Source organism: Inhella gelatinilytica, from assembly GCF_016093295.1.
GTDB lineage: Bacteria > Pseudomonadota > Gammaproteobacteria > Burkholderiales > Burkholderiaceae_C > Inhella > Inhella gelatinilytica.
Genome location: NZ_JAEDAL010000006.1, coordinates 41,174 through 59,712 on the forward strand (window position 1 = coordinate 41,174; position 18,539 = coordinate 59,712).

An 18,539-nucleotide genomic window follows, 5' to 3' on the forward strand; every position below is an offset into this window, starting at 1 on the left:
CATGAGCAAGTTTCTGAAGTGGGTGGGCTGGAGCAGCCTGATTCTGTTGGTCTTGAGCCTGGCCTTGGGCAGCTTGATTCTGGGCATCGGGCTGGAACACGCGTCGGATGCCGGGACCTGGCAAGTGGTCGTGGACGGCGAGGATCTGTGGTCCGGCGAGGTGTCCGAATGGATGGGGACGCACACAGAGCACGGCCCCCTGGGATGGATCGCCGCGGCACTGGCCTGTGGCTTCACGGTGCTGGTGGTCGTTCCCCTGGCCTTGATGCTGGGCGTCGGTCTGCCCATCTTGGTCATGCTCGCCGTTTTTGGCGGCTTGGGTCTGCTCTTTGCGGGCATGTCGCTGGCGGTGCTGGCGCCGTTCTTGCTGCCGCTGCTGCTGGTATGGTGGGTGCTCAAGCGCAACCGCAGGACGCCGGTGGCGCGGACCTGAGGAGGATTCCATGAGCATTCGCGCCATCCTGGCCGACGACGAACGATTGATGCGCGAGCAACTGCGCGCGCGCTTGACCGAGGTGTGGCCTGATCTGGAGATCGTGGCGGAGGCCAAGAACGGCCTGGAGGCGGTCGAGCTGACGCGGGAGCACAAACCGGATCTGTGCCTGCTGGACATCCGCATGCCCGGCCTCACCGGCGTCGAGGCCGCGCGACAGATTGCCCAGTTGGAAGAAACGGACGATTGGCGCATTCCCGAAATCGTCTTCATCACGGCCTACGACCAGTACGCCGTGGAGGCCTTCGAGCAAGGGGTGGCCGACTACGTGCTCAAGCCGGCAGAGCGCGAGCGCCTGCAGTTGACGGTCGAGCGCCTGAAGAAACGCTTTGCAGCGCGCGACAGTGGCGAGGGCGACCCCGAAAAACCCATTCAGCAACTGCTGCACCGCCTCTCGGCCCAGCTCAATCCCAACCAACCACCGCGCTACTTGGAGTGGATTCAGGCTTCGGTCGGCCAGGAGATCCGCATGATTCCGGTCAGCGAGATCCTGTTTTTCATCAGCGACGAGAAATACACCCGGGTGCAGACCGAGCAGATTGAAGCGCTGATCCGCAAACCCATCAAAGAGCTGGTGGACGAGTTGGACCCGCACCTGTTCTGGCAAATCCATCGCTCCACCCTGGTGAACGTCAAAGCCATCACCGGGGTGAGCCGCGACTTCCGAGGGCGTCAGTTGGTGGCAATTCGCGGCGTGAACGAAAAGCTGGAAGTCAGCCGCAGCTACACCCACCTGTTCAAGGGGATGTAAGGCGCGGGCGTTCGTGCAGTTCTTGGCGCATGTCACACTTTGATATATACGGTGTGGTGCGCTCCTCCATTTGGAGGGCCGCAGAATGCCATCTCGCCCCCTACAGTGCCTCATCGCTGTCATCAACAAACGAGGCCTCCAAGGGGATTTGGTAGGCGGTCGGGCTGAAGAACCGCTGGTTCGCAGCCCGATTCTTTTTTGGGAAGCCATGCGCGCGCTTTGGATTGAAGATCATCAGCTGATCGGCGATTCGCTGGAAATGCTCCTGCAAATCGTGATGCCCGAGTTGTCACTCGACAAGGCACGCGACTTGCAAACCGGCAAGGAATTGGCCCAGTCGATTCCGTATGAATTGGTGCTGTTGGATTGGTGGCTGGGGGAGACCGATGGCGCCGAAGCCATCCAGGCACTCCGAGACGCGGGTTGCTCAGCCCCCATCGTGGTGGTGTCCGGTGACGATCGAGAACCGGTCATGCGCCGAGCCTTGGACATGGGCGTTGCGGGCTATGTCCGCAAAGCCGCGGGGGCCCAGGAACTGATCAAGACCATCCAAACGGTCATTTCAGGCGGACGGCCCGAGACCCCGCCGGCTTCACCCATGCGCGGCGGGCTGCCGCCCTTGGACCTGCAGTTGCTGTACCCAGATTTGACGCCACGTCAGATCGAGGTGCTGCAGCATCTGGTGCGGGGCGAGTCCGACAAGCAAATTGGACGGGCGCTGGGCATCAGCGACACCACGGTTAAGAGCCACGTGCGCTCCATCCTGGCCTCGCTGCAGGTCCGCAGCCGGGGGGAAGCGGCGCATCGCGCCCGCAGCGACGGCGGGCTCTGATGACCCCAGGCCCCGCACTCAGCCCCGCCCAGCAGGAACAACTGCTGGCCGAACGGCTGGAGTTGGTTGGGGCCGGCATTCGCCACACCCGACGTCCGCGACTGTTCGTGGATGCCACCGTAGGCTGGATTGCCTGGCAAGCCGGTGCCCCGTGGGCCGGGGCCTTGTTTTTCGTGGCCATGTCGGCCGGCCTGTGGGCGCGGGAAGCGTGGCTGGACCGCCAGATGGCGCGGCGGCGACCGCCCGCCCAGATCCTTGCGGGCCTGACCCAAATATTGCTCGCGCTCAGCGCCCTGCATGCCGCCTTCATCGGCGCGGTGTTCCTGAAACCCCTGTGCTCCTGGCACTACCTGCTCACCATGGTTTTGGTCGGCAATGCCATGGGCGCCGTCACTACCGTCGGGGGCGATGCGCGGGCCTACCTCCGATGGGTGTTGATCTATGGCGGCGCCCTGGGGCTGGCGTGGCTGAGTCAGCAGTCCCTCGAAGGCGTCATCGCAGCCAGCCTGATGGTGCTCATGTTCAGCGTCTTCATTCGTCACGTACAAAACGAAGGCGAAACGCTGCAGCGATTGGTGCGGCTGAACGATGACCTGCGTCAGGCGCGTGACCGCGCCGAACGGGCGAGTGAGTCCAAGACCCGCTTCTTTGCGGCCGCCAGCCACGATTTGCGCCAACCCCTCACAGCGCTCTCCTACCAGATCGCCACGGTTCAAGCGCTTGCCAGTCAGCAACAGGACGAGCGCCTGGCGACGCTGGGTCAGGGCTTGAGACGCGCGCTGCAAGACAGCCAGGCCCTGCTCGATAGCTTGCTGGAAGTGTCCCGCCTGGATGCCGGTGCTGTGACGGTGGACCTGCAAGATGTCGACTTGGGTGACTTGCTGACGCGCTGGTCGGACGACATGCGCCCGCAGGCCGAGCAACAAGCGTTGCAATGGCACTGCGTGTTACCCCCTCCCGGCGAGCACCTGCTGACCTGCACCGACCCCACCTTGCTCAAGCGCGTACTGGGCAATCTGGCCAGCAATGCCCTGAAGTTCACCTCCGAAGGTCACATCACGGTGGCACTGCGCCGCGACGGTCGCACCGCCGAAATCAGCTTGGAAGACAGCGGGCCGGGCATTCCCCTCGAGCTCCAAGATCGCATCTTTGAGGAGTTTTACCAAGTCAGCAACACCAGCCGCAATCGGGCCCAGGGCCTGGGCTTGGGGCTGAGCATCGTGCGTCGTTTGGCCAACCTGCTGGCCATGGGGCTGCGCTTGGAGAGCGCTCCGGGCAAGGGCAGCCGCTTCATCCTGACCCTGCCCCTCACCAACGCCGCCGCACTCCAACCCGCCACCGCCACGCCCGAGCCGCTCCAGGCGCTGCAGTCGCCCGCGCGCCGGGTGCTGGTGGTCGATGACGAAGAGGCGATCCGCGAGTCGTTGGCTGAACTGCTGACCACCCTGGGCTGGAGCGTGCGCAGCGCCGAAGACATCCCCAGTGCCCTCACCTGTTTGGCGGGCGCTTGGCAGCCCGAAGCACTGGTTCTGGACTACCGATTGCGCGACAACGTCTCGGGCTTGGATGCACTGGCTGCCATTCGCGCTCGGGGGTGCAAGGCCAAGGCTTGGATGATTACCGGCGAAACCTCGCCAGAGCGCGTTCAAGAGGTCTTGGCTGCGGGTTTACAGGTGCGCCACAAGCCTGTTGACGGCTTGGCATTGGCCGCCGAGATCAGCGCGGCGCTGTGCGCGGAAGGGCGCTGATCATCAGCGCCAGGGACAGCCAATAGAGGCTGTGGATCCACACCGTCGCCAGCGGCACGCCCCCGGCGAACCGGTCCAAGGCAATCAGGCTGTCGGACACCAAGAAGGCCGCGCCGCCCAAGGCCGCATACGCCGCTGCACGGCTGCGAGCCTGAAGCCACCAAGCGGCCCCCTGGCCGGCCATGGCCACCAGCACCGCCACATAGACCAGCACCGGCACGCGCAGGTCGGCCGGCAGGCCCGGCCACAAAATGCCACCCAGCAGCACCCCAGCAAGCGCCGCATACCCCAGCAAAGGCTCGAGTCGTGCGCCAAACCGAACCTGGATGCTCAGGCTACGGATAAAGGCCAAGTGCGCCAACAAAAAACTCACCAACCCCGGCAAGAACCCTTGCTGAGGCCAAAGCAGCGCCACATCTCCCCCCAAGGAAAAAAGCAAACCCACGCGCAGCCAACGGCGCTGGAGCGGTTGAAAGGCGCCCCGCGGCCAGGCCCAAGCAATGAGCGCCAGGGTCGCGGCCGGCTTGGCGGCGAAGCGCAGTACGTCAGGCAGCCAGGCCAAGTCCGCCGCAACAAATACCAGGCCCAATACGGCGGCCAACAGCAGCAACATCACAGGGTCTCCTTGGGTTGAACCGGGGCCTTGGCTTCGCGCGCGGCCACCTCAGCCGCCATACGGGCTTTGAGTGCCAGAAATTCCGCGCGCGGGTCACGTTTGGCCCCGCCCTCGTCCAGGCGCATTTCTTCCACAAACCGGCTGGGCCGGGTGATGACCATTTCGCGCCCCTTTTTTCGCCGCCGCGGCAGGCTGACCGCCAAGCTGCGGCGGGCGCGGGTGATGCCCACGTACATCAGTCGCCGCTCTTCGGCCAGGCGTTCGGGCGTGATGGGGTCATCGTCGCTGTGAAAGGGCAGCAAACCTTCCAGCACCGAGGCCAGCACCACATGGGGCCACTCCAGCCCCTTGGAGGCGTGCAGCGTGGAGAGCACGACTTGGTCCTGCTCCTCCCCCCGCTCCATCAGGCTCAAGATGACATTCAGCGTTTGCGCCACATCGAGCAGGGTTTGCTCCTCCCGCTCACTGCCCTCGCCGCCACACCGGCGGGCCATCCAGTCGACAAAGTCCAGCACATTGCTCCAGCGATTGGCTGCCGCTTTTTCACTGTCTTCCCCATCCATGAGGTGCGACTCGTACCCGATTTCTTCCAACCAAGCCAGGCTCAGCGTCCGCGCGGCGGCCCCACCCGAGGCGGCACGTGCGCGCTCGGCCAGGTCATTCACATAGCGCCCGAATTCGTGCAGGCCATGCAATTGGCGCGGGCTCATCACCGTGTCGAGGCTCTCACAAAACAAGGCCTCGAACAGACTGATCTTGCGTGCCCCGGCAAACTGGCCCAATGCCGCCAGCGTTTGATGGCCAATGCCCCGTTTGGGCGTGGCAACCGCCCGCAGAAAGGCCGGGTCGTCATCGGGATTGACGAGCAAGCGCAGCCAGGCGCACAGGTCCTTGATCTCCGCACGTTCGAAGAAACTTTGTCCCCCGCTGACCTTGTAGGGCACCTGCGCCCGGCGCAGCGCCTGCTCAAAGACTTTGGCCTGGTGGTTGGCGCGGTACAGGATGGCGCAATCGCTCCACTTGCCGTTGGCCCCGTCCGCATTCTTTTTGGCAATGAGTCGGGCCACCGCGCGCTCGGCCTCGTGCTGCTCGTCATCACACTGCAGCAAGGCCACAGCCTCGCCCTCGCCCAAGTCACTCCACAGCTTCTTCTCGAACAGCTTGGGGTTGGCCTGGATCACGTGGTTGGCGGCGCGCAAGATGGCCCCGGTGGAACGGTAGTTTTGCTCCAGGGCGATCACCTGCAGGCTGGGGTAATCGGTCTGCAGGCTCTTGAGGTTTTCGAGCGTCGCACCGCGCCAGCCATAGATGCTCTGGTCGTCGTCGCCCACGGCGGTGAAGAGTCCCTGCGCCCCGACCAGGGCCTTGAGCAGGGCGTACTGCACCGCGTTGGTGTCCTGCACTTCGTCGATCAGCACATGGCGGAAGCGCTGCTGCCACCGCTGCGCCACCTCGGGGTCGGTGCGCAAAAGCTTCAATGGCAGACCAATGAGGTCGTCAAAGTCCACCGCCTGAAAGGCCGCCAATCGCTCGCTGTACGCTTGAAAGATCACCGCCGCCTGGCGCTCGGACTCACTTTCCGCCACCGCCAGCGCCCCGCTCGCGTCCAGGCCTTCGTTTTTCCACAAACTGATTTGCCACTGCCAGATCTTGGGCAGCTTGGCGTCTGTGGTGCTGGCGCAGTCCCGGATCAGGTTGACGACATCGTCGCTGTCCAAAATGGAGAACTGGGGTTTCAGGCCCAACCGGGGGCCTTCTTCCCGGAGAAATCGCACCCCCAGCGCATGAAACGTGCTGATGACCAACTTCCCCGCCGCCTTGCTGCCCACCAATTCTTTGGCCCGCTCGCGCATCTCCTGCGCGGCTTTGTTCGTGAAGGTGATGGCCGCGATCTGATCCGGTCGCAACCCCGCATTAAGCAACCGCACGATCTTGTGCGTGATGACGCGCGTCTTGCCGGAGCCCGCCCCCGCCAACACCAAACACGGCGAGTGCAAGTGATTGACGGCCGCCATCTGCGCCGCGTTCAGGCCCGCAGCGCTCATGCGAAGGGAAAAAACAGGGGGGTGGCGAGGGGCATCGGGGCATTATCCGAGCCCTCAGCCCGCGCGCCTTACCGCTTAAGCCCTTAGCGCCACCACAAGCCCAGGGCCGCCAGCGCCAGCACCACAGCGGCGCCCGCAAGCCACAGCCATCCCAAGTCCAGTTCCTCCTCCGCCAGGGCAGGCGCTGGCGGAGCGCGACGCGGCGGGATCGGCGGCGGCGCAAGCGCCGCGGCCGGTGCGGCCAAGGGCTCCAAGGTCAATGGCGGCGTGGGCGCGCTCGGCGGGCTCGTCCGGGGTGCCAGCACCTCGGCAGGGGCCTCCTCGGGGTCGCCCGCCAAGCTTTTCTTCAGCTCTTCGGCTGACCAGTTCAGGGAACGCGCTTCCTCGTGAACGTGTTGCTGCAGCGCCGCCAGGGCTCCCGCCTCGGTTGTGGCCCCCCCTTCGCTGCCATCCAACCAGAACTCAATCTCAAGCGCCAAGTCCGCCACATCGCGTGGGCGCAGTTCAGGCTCGGGCGAGCCGGCCCGCTGCAGCAGGTCATCCAGCTCCGCACGCGCCAGCGGCTTCAGGGCCGGCCACTGCGGCAGGGCCCGGCTGCTGTCGACCGCCACCGGATAGGGCAACCGTCCGGTCACCAGCAGCGCCATCAGCACGCCCACGGCAAAAACTTGGGCAGAGGCCCCGCCCGGGGCGGGCCCCGTGTGCTCAGGGCAGAGAAAGGCCTTCGCAGCGCGACTGCGCTGCGCGGGACGGTCGCTCAGCGGCTTGCCTGAGGGGCGGCGGGTCAGGGCCAGTGCCACCAAACGCAACTGGTTTTGCGGTCCCACCCACAGCAAGCTGGGATCCAGTTCACCGAGTGCATGCCCCGCGGTTTCGGCGATCAGCAGCAACTCACACAGTTGCACGACCCACTCCAAACGCCGACGCAGCGACGCCGACTTCACGGCGTGCAGCAGCGGTTCACCGTCTTGTCCTGCGACGACCACATACGGGCGTCCATCCGGCGTGAGCCCGGAATCCACCGGCCACAAGATATCCGGGTGGCGCCACCCTTGTTGCTCTGCTTGCGCAGCCTGAACCAGCACGGCGCCCGCATCGTCTACCCGGTTGTAGACCAGGATCGACCCCGGCTGATGGGTCTTGCGCTGGGCCGCCGCCCACCAATGACCGGAGAGGGTTTCGCTCAGTGATTGCCGCAGCGTCCAGCCGCCGACTGCCTCGCCGGCGCTCTCGAAACCTGGTTTGTTGGAGTCGGTCGAGCCCATGATGCTTCTCGCCGCAGTTTGGATGGGCTGATGCTAGGAAGGGTGATCCCTGACATCTGTAAGCGATGCGTGGGATCTGTAAGCAATCGCTACGAGATTTCGGCTTGGGCTCCGCAAGTGTTGAAAAATGCACAAGTGCACCGCCTTCTCACCCGCTTGCTCGGCCTGCTCGGAGCTCTGTGGCTCCTGATTCCCCTGGGCCACGCCGAACCCTACCGCCAACCCGCGCCCGCCACACGCGCCGCGCTGGACGCCCCATTGCCCGCTCGCACCCTGGTGTCGCCCGACCGGCGCTGGCTCGCGCTCATCACCCCCCGTCGCTACACCCCTCTGGCGGAGCTGGCACGGCCGCAAGTCAAGCTCGCTGGCGCGCGTTTCGATCCCCAGGCGCATGCCAGCGCCTTGGGTAGCGCCGCGCTGGTGACCCTGCGACTGCGCCCCCTGATGGATCCGCAAGCGGCGGAACGGGTCATCGCGCTCCCCCCCGGCGGTGCGTGGCATGGCTTTGCCTGGGCCCCCGACGGACGTCACTACATCCTCATGCGCCGCACCCTGTCCCGCAGCGAGTTGTGGTGGGGCGAGACGGCGGGAGGGGAACCGCAGCTGGCCGGTGGCATTGCACTCAACCTGGTGCTGTGGGAGGGCGATCCCGTCTGGCTCTCCGCCACCGAACTGGTGGTGCCCACAGTGGTACCGAGCCGAGCCCCCGCCCCCGCCTTGCCAGGCCCCCAAATACAAGACCACCACGGGCGCGGAAGCCCGGAGCGCACCTTGCCGGATTTACTTCGCAACGAGCAGGACGATGCACTCTTTGAGCACCATGCCCGCTCGCAACTGATGGCCTTTCAGGTCAGCACGGGGGCGCGACGTCGTCTGGGCGAACCTGGGCTCTTCACCAGCGTGGCCGTGGCGGGTCGAGGCCAAGCGCTGCTCACGGAGCGAATGACCCGGCCCTTCAGCCGTCACCTGGCTTGGGACGATTTCCCCCAAGTGGCCGAAGTGCGCGACCGTCAGGGACGCGTTCTGCGGGAGTTGGCGCGCCTGCCTTCCCGGGCTGGCATTCCCATCGACGGCGTGATTCCTGGCCCCCGGGTGTTCTACGCCAGCCCCACGGATGACGCCGCGGTGTATTGGGTTGAAGCCTTGGACAGCGGCCCCGTTTCCTCCAAGTCGTCCTATCGTGACCGGGTCATGCGCTTGGACCCGCCCTATCGCGGCGACCCCGTGGAAGTGCAGCGCATGCCCTACCGGTTCTCGCGACTGCGGTTCCTGGAAAACGGCCAGCACGCCTTGTTGACGGAGACCGACCGAAGTCGAGCCATTACGCGCACCTACCTGCTGCCCTTGGACGGCAGCCAAAGTCGGCTGCTGTTCGAGCACCCCTTGCGCGAACGCTTTCGACATCCGGGCAGCCCCCTGATGCGCACCCTGCCACACGGCGGACGCGTGGTCGCCATGGATGCCGACCGCGAAGATTTTTGGTTCGTCGGCAGTGGCGCCGGTCCCAAAGGTGAGCGCCCCTTCCTGGATCGATACGGCCTGAGAGACCACCCGATCCAGCGGGTCTTCCATGCACCAGAGGGCAGCGTGGAGATGCCGATTGGCTGGGTGGACGAGCGGCGCCTGTTAACCCAAGTCGAGCGCGGTCAGGAGCCCGCTCAGCTGGGGGTTCGAGAGGGAAGCACTTGGCGCGCCTTGCTGCCCCCGCGGGATTTCGGCGCCAGCCTGCGAACCATCAAGCGCCAGTACCTAAGCTTTAAACGGGACGACGGTGTCGAGTTGTCGGCCTGGCTGCTGTTGCCCCCCGATCACCAAGACGGGCAAAAGCGCGCCACGTTGATCTGGGCCTATCCCCGTGAGTTCACCGATGGCGAGCTCGCTTCCCAGGCAGCGGCCTACAGCGAGTTGGGCGGGCTGCCCGCGCCGGGAAGCCCCGTGTGGCTGGCGCTGGAAGGCTACGCCGTGGTGGTTGAAGCCACCATGCCGGTCGTGGGCGACTCTCGCACGGTCAACGATGGCTTCATCGAGCAGATTCAACTCAACGCCAAGGCCCTGGTCGATCAGTTGCGCGACGTGGGCTCGGTCGACGTCAGCCGACTGGCCATCGGCGGTCAGAGCTATGGGGCCTACATGGCCGTGAACTTGCTGGCCCACACCCAACTTTTCAAGGTGGGCATTGCGCGCGCGGGGGCCTACAACCGAACGCTCACTCCGTTTGGCTTCCAAAGTGAACGCCGCTCGCTGTGGGAGGCCCGCGACGCCTACCTGCGCGCCTCGCCCTTTTTGCACGCGGAGCGCATCAAGGAGCCGCTGCTGTTGATTCACGGCGAGCAAGACCCCAATCCTGGCACGCCCGTCCTGCAAAGCGAACGGCTGTACCACGCCTTGGCCGGGCTCGGGCAAACCGCACGTTTGGTGGTGTTGCCGCTGGAAGGGCACAGTCTGGCTTCCCGGGAGGCCGCTGGCCAAGTGCAATGGGAAATGCAGCAGTGGTTACGCCGCCACTTGGGGCCGCCCCTGCGCTAACCCTCAGGGCTCAAGCACGAACCCAAAGCGGGCCGGCAATTCCGCCCTTGTTACCGACTCAGGACACCAGCCGCCGCTCTCAACCCGGTCGACCGCCTGAACCATATCTTGGCTGTGCACAAGCCCCAGCCCAGCATCCGTGCCCAGGTAGAGCCAGCCATACTCGTCCAGCCACGCACTGAGGACCTGGACTGCGCGGCCCGTGTGGGTTCGCACCGTCCCGTCCGGCTGCACGCGCAGCACCCAGGGCGCGGACTCCAACACCACATAGACCCGCTGTGGGCCGTTCTGGAAAAACCAGCGCCCTTGGGAATCGACCTCGTAATTGCGGGCGATAAAGGCCAGCAACTTGTCGTGAACAACACGACTCCCCTTGGGGTTCGGAAAGGCACCCGCCCGCTGGCACGCCTCGTCTCGCATGTACCAGTCACCCCGAGCATCCAGCGCCAGCCAGCCCCGGCAGTCCGGCACTTGCGGCCATTTGGCCATGGCGGCACGAACCAAGTCATCCAAGGTGCGGCTCCAACCAAGCGCCCACCCGCGCGGGCAAGGCCAAGAGATGGCCGGGCCAGCGGCCGGTGGCAAAACCGACATGCCCCCCATGGTCGGGTTGCCACAGGCGAACGGCCGGGTTCGGGACGTCCTGGGCGCGCGGCAGGCTGTCAAAGGGAACAAAAGGATCGTTGCGCGCGTTCAGCACCAGGCTGGGAATCCGTATGCGGCCCAGGCCCGGCGCGGCGCTGGCACGGGTGTAATAGTCGGTTGCATTGGCAAAGCCATGCAGCGGGGCCGTGAAGTGGTCATCAAAATCCCACACACTGCCCACACGGCGCACACGTTCCACATCAAAAAGGCCGGGGTGCTGACCGGCCTTCTGCAGGGCCTTGGGGACCATGGTGCGCAAGAAATAGCGGGTGTAAACCCAGCGGTTGACGCCCCGCTCGAGGGCCCGGGCCGCCGCCGCCAGGTCCAGCGGTGCCGACACCGCGGCCAAGGCCCGAAGCCGTGAGCAGGCATCAGGCCCCGCCTCCTGGGCCCAGCGCAGCAAAGCATTGCCACCCAGGCTCACCCCAACCGCCACGCAGGGCCCGGATCGCACGGCCTGCACCTGGCGCAGCATCCAATCAATTTCGACGTGGTCCCCGGAGTGGTAGGCCCGGGGTGCACGATTGAGTTCACCGGAGCAGCCGCGGAAGTGCGGAACGGCAAACGCCCAGCCTTGGGCCCGTGCCCAGTGCGCAAAGGCCTGGGCGTAGTGGCTACCGGAATGGCCCTCAAGCCCGTGGAACAGGACCAAAACAGGTGACTCGGAATCACCCCGCGGTGACACCAACCAATCGCAGTCGACAAAGTCGCCGTCCGGCGTTTCCCAACGCTCGCGCCGAAAGTGCACCGGATCGCCCTCAAAGCGGCGGGCAAACAACTTGGGCCAAATGGTTTGGGCGTGTCCCCCCGGAAGCCACCTCGGCGCCGCAATCGGTCCCAAGCCCGTGCCCACCGCGTCAGTGCAAGATCGCCGACGCCGTCGCCACCAGAGGCGCCGCACCGCCTTGCTGAGCCGGGCTGGCGTGATGCAAGACCAAGCGCCACCCTTCAGCCGTTTTCAGATAGACATTGCTGGCCACCACCCAGGAAACCACCATGCCCTCGGGGCCCGGCTCCAACCGTCGCTCCCGCACTTGGTGAACGGCCAACTGGTCGGTCTGCAGTTTGCGCACCTCGGTGGGCTCGATCGACATCCCACCTTGGGTGAGCAGTTGCTCGAAGTTCGCTCGAATGGCCGTAATGCCCACCAAGAGCGGTCCCCCGGGGTGGATGCAACGCACCTCTTCGTCGCCCACCCACAGCGCAATCAACCGATCCACATCGCCGGCTTGCAGCGCTTCGTAAAACTGGGTCTCGATGTCTTCCGGGCTGGCGAGCAGCACCGCCAGCGGCGCGCGGCGGCTCATCTCAATGGCCGCTCGACAACACTTCGCCCGCCTTCAGGCGGTACTCCGTGCCGCAATAGGGGCAACGCCCGTGGCCGCCATGACTCAGGTCGATGTAGACCTTGGGATGGCCGCTCCAGAGGGTCATCTTGGGGTTGGGGCAGGCCACCACGCCCGGGCCCTGCGTTTCCTTGGCGCTGACTTCGACGACGGATTGGCTCATGGTCGCTCACGAAACAAAGTAGATAAGTCCGGATTCTAGGAAGCCCGGTCCCTCAGCGCAGGCAATCGGCAACCACCTCAATCCAATGGCGCACGGGCACGCCGTCTTCTTCAGCCAGATGAGTCAGGCAGCCGATGTTGGCACTGACGATGACCTCGGCGTGTAACGCCCCCAGCGTCGCCCGCTTGCGCGCCCGCAGGGCTTGAGCAACCGCAGGCTGCAACACCGAGTAGGTGCCCGCCGACCCGCAGCACAGGTGCGAATCCTGCGGCAACAGCACCTCAAACCCGAGTGCACGTAAACCTTGCTCCACGGCATCGGCCTTGCGCTGGCCATGTTGCAGCGTGCAGGGTGGGTGCCACGCCAACCGCGGCAAGGGCCCTGGGCGCATCCGGGCCCGAAGCCGCTCGATATGGCTGTCCGTCAGCAGCCACACGCCCAAATCTTGCGTGCGCGCCGCCACGTCTTGGGCCGCGTCTCCGGGTTGATGGAGCGGGTACTCCTGCACCATCAAGCCACAGCCGCTGGCATTGGACACAATGGGTTCCGGTCGGCCCGCGCATCGGGCCACCAGGGCTTCGATGTCGCGTTGCGCTCCGCGTTCGTCCCCCAAGTGCGCCCGCACGGCTCCGCAACATCCCTCAATGGGCAGTCCTTGCGTCCCGACCGCAGCGAGCACCCGTTGCGTCGCGGCTTCAATATTCGGGGCCAGCGCGCCCTGCACGCACCCTCGAAGCAACAACACCTGCCGCGGCTGACTGGCCACGCGGGCCGAATGGCGCACTGGAGCAGGGGCGGGAATGGCGCGTCGCAGGCGCTGCGGGGCCAAGGGCCGAACCCAGCGGCCCAGTGTCAGCGCCCATGCGAAGGCACGCGAGGGCAGAAACCGGGCCAACACCGCACGCTTCCAGCGCTCCAACCGGGGGCGGGGCGGAGCGGTTTGTTCCACCAAATGCCGACCAATTTCGACCAACTCACCGTAGCGAACCCCGGACGGACAGGTGGACTCGCAACCGCGGCAGGTGAGGCACCGATCCAAGTGCACCTGCGTGGCGCGCAGAGGTGGCTCGCCCTGCAAGACCTCGCGGATCAAGTCGATGCGCCCCCGCGGGCTGTCCATTTCATGGCCCAGTACCTGGTAACTCGGGCACGTGGCGGTGCAAAACCCACAGTGGACACAAGACTGAATCAGCTCGGCCGCTCGCTGCGCCTTGACGTCGTGTTGCCAAGACGGGGCCAGGTTCGTGTGCATCAGGACTCGAAACCTGCGCTCAGGGCCAAGTCGGCCCCGTCCGGCGTGTTCAGGGCGGCCGTCAACGCAGCGCGAACGCCCGCCACCATCACCTCCAACCGCAGGGGCGGTTGCGGCCCCGAAAGTGCGGGGACGTGCAAAAACCCGCTGCGAACGGCGGCGTTGCGACGCAAGCGATGTTGCAGCCCATAGAAGACCTGATTGCACACATAGCTGCCCGCCGTCAGCGACAACTCCGCCGGAACCCCCACAGCCTGAGCCGCTCGCACCATGGTCTTGAGGGGCAAAGTGCTGAAATAGGCGGAGGGGCTGCGTGGCACGACCGGGCTGTCAATGGGCTGGACCCCGTCGTTGTCAGGAATGCGTGCATCAATCAGATTGAGTGCCACCCGCTCAAAGGAGAGCACGTCCCGGTTGGCGGCCTGGCCCATCGCCAAAACGAGCTGAGGCCGTACTTGTTGAACGGCCTCCGTCAGCGCGGCCAACGAGCGGCCAAAGCTCACGGGCAGTTGGCGCGCCACCACGGCACACCCCTGCAGGGGCGAATCCGCCAGCGCCTGAGCCAGCAGCCAAGAACTGTTGATCGAGTCCCCGTCAAAGGGCTCAAAACCAGTGATGAGCAAGGGGGCCTGAGCTTGCATGGGGCTTAGTGTCGCCAAAAACTGAGAGAAACTGGCGCCCATGTCAGTGAACCCTGTGGAATCTGCCCGCCAAGCCCTGCGCATCGAAGCTTCTGCGCTGCAGGCCCTCGTGGATCGCATCGATGAGCGCATGGCTCAGGCCGTCGCGGCGGTGCTTTCGTGTCAGGGTCGGGTCATCGTCATGGGCATGGGCAAGAGTGGCCATGTGGGGCGCAAGATCGCGGCCACGTTGGCCAGCACCGGCACCCCGGCCTTCTTTGTCCATCCGGCCGAAGCCAGCCACGGCGACTTGGGCATGATCACGCCACAGGATGTGATCTTGGCGTTGTCCAACAGTGGTGAGAGCGATGAACTCGCGGTCATCCTGCCAGTCATCAAACGGCTCGGGGTCACCCTCATCGCCATCACCGGCGGTGCGCAATCCACCCTGGCGCGGCATGCCGACTGCGTACTGGACAGCCGCGTCGATCAAGAAGCCTGCCCCTTGAATTTGGCGCCCACCGCCAGCACCACCGCCCAAATGGCCTTGGGCGATGCGTTGGCCGTCGCGCTGCTGGATTCGCGAGGCTTCCGCCCCGAGGATTTCGCCCGTTCCCACCCAGGGGGGGCCCTGGGCCGAAAGTTACTCACCCACGTCCACGATCTGATGCGCCAAGGTGAGGCCCTGCCCTGCGTCGCCCCCGACACGCCCTTCATTGACATGATGCGCGTCATGTCCGCCAAGGCCCTGGGGTGCGCGGCGGTCGTCGACGGCGATGGGCGGCTGCTGGGCATCTTTACGGACGGTGACTTGCGCCGCCTGGTCGAGCGGGGTGCAGACCTCCGGGCGCTGAGCGCGGCCGATGTCATGCACACCCAGCCGCACACCGTTCGCGCCGAGGCTCTCGCAGTCGACGCCGCCGACTTGATGGAGCAAGCCCGGGTGACGGTTGTGCTGGTGGTCGATGACACAGGCCACCTGCAAGGCGCCGTGAGCAGCAACGATTTGATGCGGGCGAAGGTCATATGAGGGCGGCGCTGACGCACGCGCCCGAGCTCCTGCTTCGCGCCCAAGGGCGAGGCCCCGGCATGAAGGCCGTGATCTTCGATGTCGACGGGGTTCTGACCGACGGGCGCATCTACATCGGGGAGCACGGGGAAACGGTCAAGGCCTTCTCGACCCTGGATGGCCATGGGCTGGTTTTGCTGCGACGCGTCGGCATCGTGCCCATCATCATCACGGGACGGGACTCGGCCGCGGTGCGCCGCCGACTTGCCGACTTGGGGCTGACCCATGCCCGCTTCGGGATCAAGGACAAGCTGGCGGCCGCCAACGCGCTGCTGAGCGAACTCGGGTTGGATTGGTCCGAGGTGGCCGCCATGGGCGACGACTGGCCCGACCTGCCCCTGTTGACCCGCGCCGCCATGGCCTTTGCGCCGCCCGGCGCCCACCCCGAAGTCTTGGCCGTGTCGCACCACGTGACGCGTGCCCCGGCCGGCCATGGTGCCGCACGGGAGGCCGCGGACCTGCTGCTAATGGCGGCCGGTCACTATCACGCCCAGTTTGAAATCGCCTGTCAGACGCTGGACGGCGCATGAGCATGCCGGGCCGCTCCCGAGTGCGAATCCCGCAGCGCTTGGCGCGGAGGGCAGTCCAATGAACGCCGCACGACCGCAAGGCACCGGGTCCGGGGCCCCGCTGGCACCTTTACCGCCCCTCGCGGGGCGCAGCAAGCCCCCCCGTGGGCTGTGGGTGTGGCGTCTACAGGCCTGGCTCAGCCACTACCTGCCGCTGGCGCTCTTGGCGCTGGGGGCGCTCTTCACCGCCTGGCTGGCGCGGCAAACACCGCCGGTTGGTGCCCCAACCGTCGAGCGCGCGGTACGGACCGATCCGGACTACACGATGTCGGGGTTTGAAATTCACCGGTTTTGGCCGGACGGACGGCAACAAGCTTGGCTCAGTGGGGAAACCCTGCGGCACTTTCCCCACAACGACACGATCGAGGTCGACCAGTTGCGCCTGCGTTGGGTGGACGAAGCCGGTCGGGTGATGGTGGCCTTGGCCCAGCGCGGCAGTGGCCCCGCCAAGGGCGAGCGGCTGCGCTTGGACGGGGCGGTACAGGTTCAGCGCTTCGCGGCGGACGCACCGGAGGGGGCGGCCGCGGAGTGGGTCTTGAACACCGAGTCGCTGGAGGCCTGGGGGCCTGAGCAGCGACTTTTCAGTCGGCGCCCAACCCAATTCCAGACCGAGAGCCTGCAACTGCAGGCCACCGGCTTTGAGTACCAACACCGCACAGGTCACGTGATGTTCCAAGGCCCCAACCGCACCGAACTTCAACCGCGTCGCACCCGATGAGCACGCTCGCCGCCAACCCCAGCGCACCGCTGGTTTTCATTACCGGCGCCTCCAGTGGCATCGGACAAGCCTTGGCACTGCGGTATTACCAGGCGGGCTGGCGCTTGGCACTGCTCGCGCGGCGCACCGAGGTCGTCACGACTTGGGCGCAGGCCGAGGGGTTGGACGCGGCACGCTGGGCCGTGTACGAGGCCGACGTCGTCGACGCGCAAGCCCTTCAGACCGCAGCAGCCCACTGCGTGACCACCCAAGGCTTACCGGACACGGTGATTGCCAGTGCAGGGGTCAGCATCGGGGTCGACACCGCCCTGGCAGAAGATTTGCCGGTGTTCAAGCAAGTGCTCGACACCAACCTGTACGGCACAGCGGTCAGCTTTCAACCGTTTATTGAACCCATGCGCCGGCGCGGCAGCGGCCGACTCGTTGGCGTGGCCAGTGTGGCCGCCATCCGGGGCTTGGCCGGCCATGGCGCCTACTGCGCCAGCAAGGCGGGCGTGGTGAGCTACTGCGAAGCCCTGCGCCTTGAGTGCCGGGGCAGCGGGGTGCAAGTGGTCACCCTCGTGCCCGGCTACGTGGACACCCCGCTGACCCGCGTGAACAGCTACTCCATGCCGTTCCTGATGCCCGCTTCGGTGTTTGCCGACCGGGCCTTCAAAAGCATTGAGTCCGGCTGCAGCTACCGCGTCATTCCGTGGCAAATGGGCTGGGTGGCCAAGCTCATGCGGGTGCTGCCCAATCCGCTGTTCGATCGGCTCTTCAGCGGCCGCGGGCGAAAACCTCGCCAAGGTTGAGCGGCGCCAGCGGCGCACCCCGGGTCTGCATCAAAACCGGCTCTGCGTGCAATCGTTCCTTTCAAGGGTCGAGCGACGCCAGCAAGCTGGGGCACACTCTCCGGCGGGTCTGTTTTCCCTGCCTCCATGCACTCACCCAACCGCCGCTTGCTGCTTCAAACCCTCGCCCTGGGCGGAGCGATGGGCCTCGCGGGCTGTGTGAGCGCCCCGCCGCCGTTGCGGGTCGGCAGCATTGTTTTTCCAGGCTACGAGCCCCTCTTTCTGGCGCGGGATCTGGGCTGGCTGCACAGCGACCAGGTGCGGTTGATCGAACTGCTGTCCAGCCAAGACAGTCTGCGGGCCCTCGCCTCGAAGCAACTCGAGGCCGCGATGTTGACGTTGGACGAGGTGCTGAGCGGTATCAGCGAAGGCCTGGACCTGCGCGTGGTCGCCATCCTGGACCGCTCGGAAGGCGCAGATGCTGTGGTGGTCCATCCCCGGGTGCCCAACGACGCCGCACTGGCCGGCCTCACGCTGGCCTACGAGGAAGGCGCCGTCGGGGCGCTGATGCTGGCGGAGTTTCTGCGGGCGCACAAGCTCAAACCCGAGCACTTCAAGCGCGTACCGACCACGCTGATGGAATCAGCCGCCGCCTTGCGCAGTGGCTCGGCCGACGTGGTGGTCACGGGCGAGCCCTGGCTCAGCCAGTTGGAGGCCTTTGGGGCCCGGCGCCTGTTTGACAGCCGGGCCATCCCCTGGCGCATCATTGACTTGTTGGCCGTCCGTGCCGATGTGCTCACTTCCCACGGCCATCACATTCGCCATGCGGTCCACAGCCATTACTCGGCCCTCGGGTTTTGGCAGCGCCGGCCCGAAGAAGCGGCGCGTCGGGTCGCCCCGCGACTGGACCTCCCCGTCGAACAGGTTGCGACCGTCCTGCGCGGCCTGATCCAACCCGACTTGGACACCACGCGGCGGTGGTTTCAGCCGGGCAGCGAACTGGCCCGGCAGGTGGAGGCCCTGCAGCAGCAAATGGTGCGCGACGGGCTCCTAAGCCGCAGCGTGCCCACGGGCACCCTGTTCGACCCCCGTTTTCTGGACTAGGACGCCG

19 protein-coding genes are annotated in these 18,539 nt (G+C 65.9%); 10 read left to right on the forward strand and 9 right to left on the reverse strand.

Annotation, left to right across the window (positions count from 1 at the left end; genetic code table 11):
• The first annotated feature begins 1 nt into the window (after position 1).
• From I7X43_RS12180 to I7X43_RS12195, 4 genes are all read left to right on the forward strand, one after another.
• The gene (locus tag I7X43_RS12180; RefSeq protein ID WP_198101216.1) at positions 2-433 is read left to right on the forward strand and encodes a hypothetical protein; all 432 of its coding nucleotides are present in this window, start codon (positions 2-4) and stop codon (positions 431-433) included.
• Positions 434-443: 10 nt separating this feature from the next.
• Positions 444-1,244: a LytR/AlgR family response regulator transcription factor gene (locus I7X43_RS12185; RefSeq protein WP_198101217.1), complete on the forward strand. Its 801-nt coding sequence runs from the start codon at positions 444-446 to the stop codon at positions 1,242-1,244.
• Positions 1,245-1,452: 208 nt separating this feature from the next.
• On the forward strand, positions 1,453-2,076 hold the full coding sequence (locus I7X43_RS12190; RefSeq protein ID WP_198101218.1) for a response regulator: 624 nt from the start codon (positions 1,453-1,455) through the stop codon (positions 2,074-2,076).
• Positions 2,076-3,824: an ATP-binding response regulator gene (locus I7X43_RS12195; protein ID WP_198101219.1), complete on the forward strand. Its 1,749-nt coding sequence runs from the start codon at positions 2,076-2,078 to the stop codon at positions 3,822-3,824. The genes I7X43_RS12190 and I7X43_RS12195 overlap by 1 nt, the downstream gene beginning before the upstream one ends.
• Here the strand turns inward: I7X43_RS12195 and I7X43_RS12200 are convergent.
• The 3 genes from I7X43_RS12200 to I7X43_RS12210 all read right to left on the reverse strand — a co-directional run bounded on the left by I7X43_RS12200 (position 3,793) and on the right by I7X43_RS12210 (position 7,750).
• On the reverse strand, positions 3,793-4,437 hold the full coding sequence (locus tag I7X43_RS12200) for a lysoplasmalogenase (protein ID WP_198101220.1): 645 nt from the start codon (positions 4,435-4,437) through the stop codon (positions 3,793-3,795). The two genes, I7X43_RS12195 and I7X43_RS12200, sit on opposite strands and share 32 nt — an antisense overlap.
• Positions 4,437-6,485: an ATP-dependent helicase gene (locus I7X43_RS12205; protein ID WP_246480390.1), complete on the reverse strand. Its 2,049-nt coding sequence runs from the start codon at positions 6,483-6,485 to the stop codon at positions 4,437-4,439. Before I7X43_RS12205 ends, I7X43_RS12200 begins: the two co-directional genes overlap by 1 nt.
• A gap of 83 nt (positions 6,486-6,568) precedes the next feature.
• The gene (locus tag I7X43_RS12210; RefSeq protein WP_198101221.1) at positions 6,569-7,750 is read right to left on the reverse strand and encodes a serine/threonine-protein kinase; all 1,182 of its coding nucleotides are present in this window, start codon (positions 7,748-7,750) and stop codon (positions 6,569-6,571) included.
• 135 nt (positions 7,751-7,885) lie between these two features.
• On the opposite strand from I7X43_RS12210, the gene I7X43_RS16585 reads away from it, so the two are divergent.
• Positions 7,886-10,276 carry an alpha/beta hydrolase family protein gene (locus tag I7X43_RS16585; RefSeq protein WP_198101222.1) on the forward strand — a complete coding sequence of 797 codons (2,391 nt, stop codon included), beginning with the start codon at positions 7,886-7,888 and terminating at the stop codon, positions 10,274-10,276.
• A 3-nt stretch (positions 10,277-10,279) separates the two neighbouring features.
• On the opposite strand, the gene I7X43_RS12220 is transcribed toward I7X43_RS16585, so the two are convergent.
• The 6 genes from I7X43_RS12220 to pcp all read right to left on the reverse strand — a co-directional run bounded on the left by I7X43_RS12220 (position 10,280) and on the right by pcp (position 14,323).
• Entirely contained in the window at positions 10,280-10,789 is a 510-nt protein-coding gene (locus tag I7X43_RS12220) for a DUF2946 family protein (protein ID WP_198101223.1), read from the reverse strand.
• Positions 10,782-11,699: a YheT family hydrolase gene (locus tag I7X43_RS12225; RefSeq protein ID WP_246480391.1), complete on the reverse strand. Its 918-nt coding sequence runs from the start codon at positions 11,697-11,699 to the stop codon at positions 10,782-10,784. Before I7X43_RS12225 ends, I7X43_RS12220 begins: the two co-directional genes overlap by 8 nt.
• 79 nt (positions 11,700-11,778) lie before the next feature.
• Complete coding sequence (locus I7X43_RS12230) at positions 11,779-12,228, reverse strand: YybH family protein (RefSeq protein WP_198101224.1); 450 nt, start codon at positions 12,226-12,228, stop codon at positions 11,779-11,781.
• 1 nt (position 12,229) lies between these two features.
• Positions 12,230-12,430, reverse strand: a complete 201-nt coding sequence (locus tag I7X43_RS12235; protein WP_198101225.1) for a zinc-finger domain-containing protein — start codon at positions 12,428-12,430, stop codon at positions 12,230-12,232.
• Between the two features lie 52 nt (positions 12,431-12,482).
• Positions 12,483-13,682, reverse strand: a complete 1,200-nt coding sequence (gene glcF / locus I7X43_RS12240; protein ID WP_198101226.1) for a glycolate oxidase subunit GlcF — start codon at positions 13,680-13,682, stop codon at positions 12,483-12,485.
• A complete protein-coding gene (gene pcp / locus I7X43_RS12245; protein ID WP_198101227.1) occupies positions 13,682-14,323 on the reverse strand; it encodes a pyroglutamyl-peptidase I in 642 nt (213 codons plus the stop codon). The genes glcF and pcp overlap by 1 nt, the downstream gene beginning before the upstream one ends.
• A 40-nt stretch (positions 14,324-14,363) precedes the next feature.
• On the opposite strand from pcp, the gene I7X43_RS12250 reads away from it, so the two are divergent.
• The 5 genes from I7X43_RS12250 to I7X43_RS12270 all read left to right on the forward strand — a co-directional run bounded on the left by I7X43_RS12250 (position 14,364) and on the right by I7X43_RS12270 (position 18,532).
• The gene (locus tag I7X43_RS12250; protein WP_198101228.1) at positions 14,364-15,332 is read left to right on the forward strand and encodes a KpsF/GutQ family sugar-phosphate isomerase; all 969 of its coding nucleotides are present in this window, start codon (positions 14,364-14,366) and stop codon (positions 15,330-15,332) included.
• Entirely contained in the window at positions 15,329-15,901 is a 573-nt protein-coding gene (locus I7X43_RS12255; protein WP_198101229.1) for a KdsC family phosphatase, read from the forward strand. Before I7X43_RS12250 ends, I7X43_RS12255 begins: the two co-directional genes overlap by 4 nt.
• A 58-nt stretch (positions 15,902-15,959) precedes the next feature.
• Positions 15,960-16,658, forward strand: a complete 699-nt coding sequence (gene lptC / locus I7X43_RS12260; protein ID WP_198101230.1) for an LPS export ABC transporter periplasmic protein LptC — start codon at positions 15,960-15,962, stop codon at positions 16,656-16,658.
• Entirely contained in the window at positions 16,655-17,449 is a 795-nt protein-coding gene (locus tag I7X43_RS12265) for an SDR family oxidoreductase (protein ID WP_198101231.1), read from the forward strand. The genes lptC and I7X43_RS12265 overlap by 4 nt, the downstream gene beginning before the upstream one ends.
• A 126-nt stretch (positions 17,450-17,575) precedes the next feature.
• Positions 17,576-18,532 carry an ABC transporter substrate-binding protein gene (locus I7X43_RS12270; protein ID WP_198101232.1) on the forward strand — a complete coding sequence of 319 codons (957 nt, stop codon included), beginning with the start codon at positions 17,576-17,578 and terminating at the stop codon, positions 18,530-18,532.
• Positions 18,533-18,539: the final 7 nt, after the last annotated feature.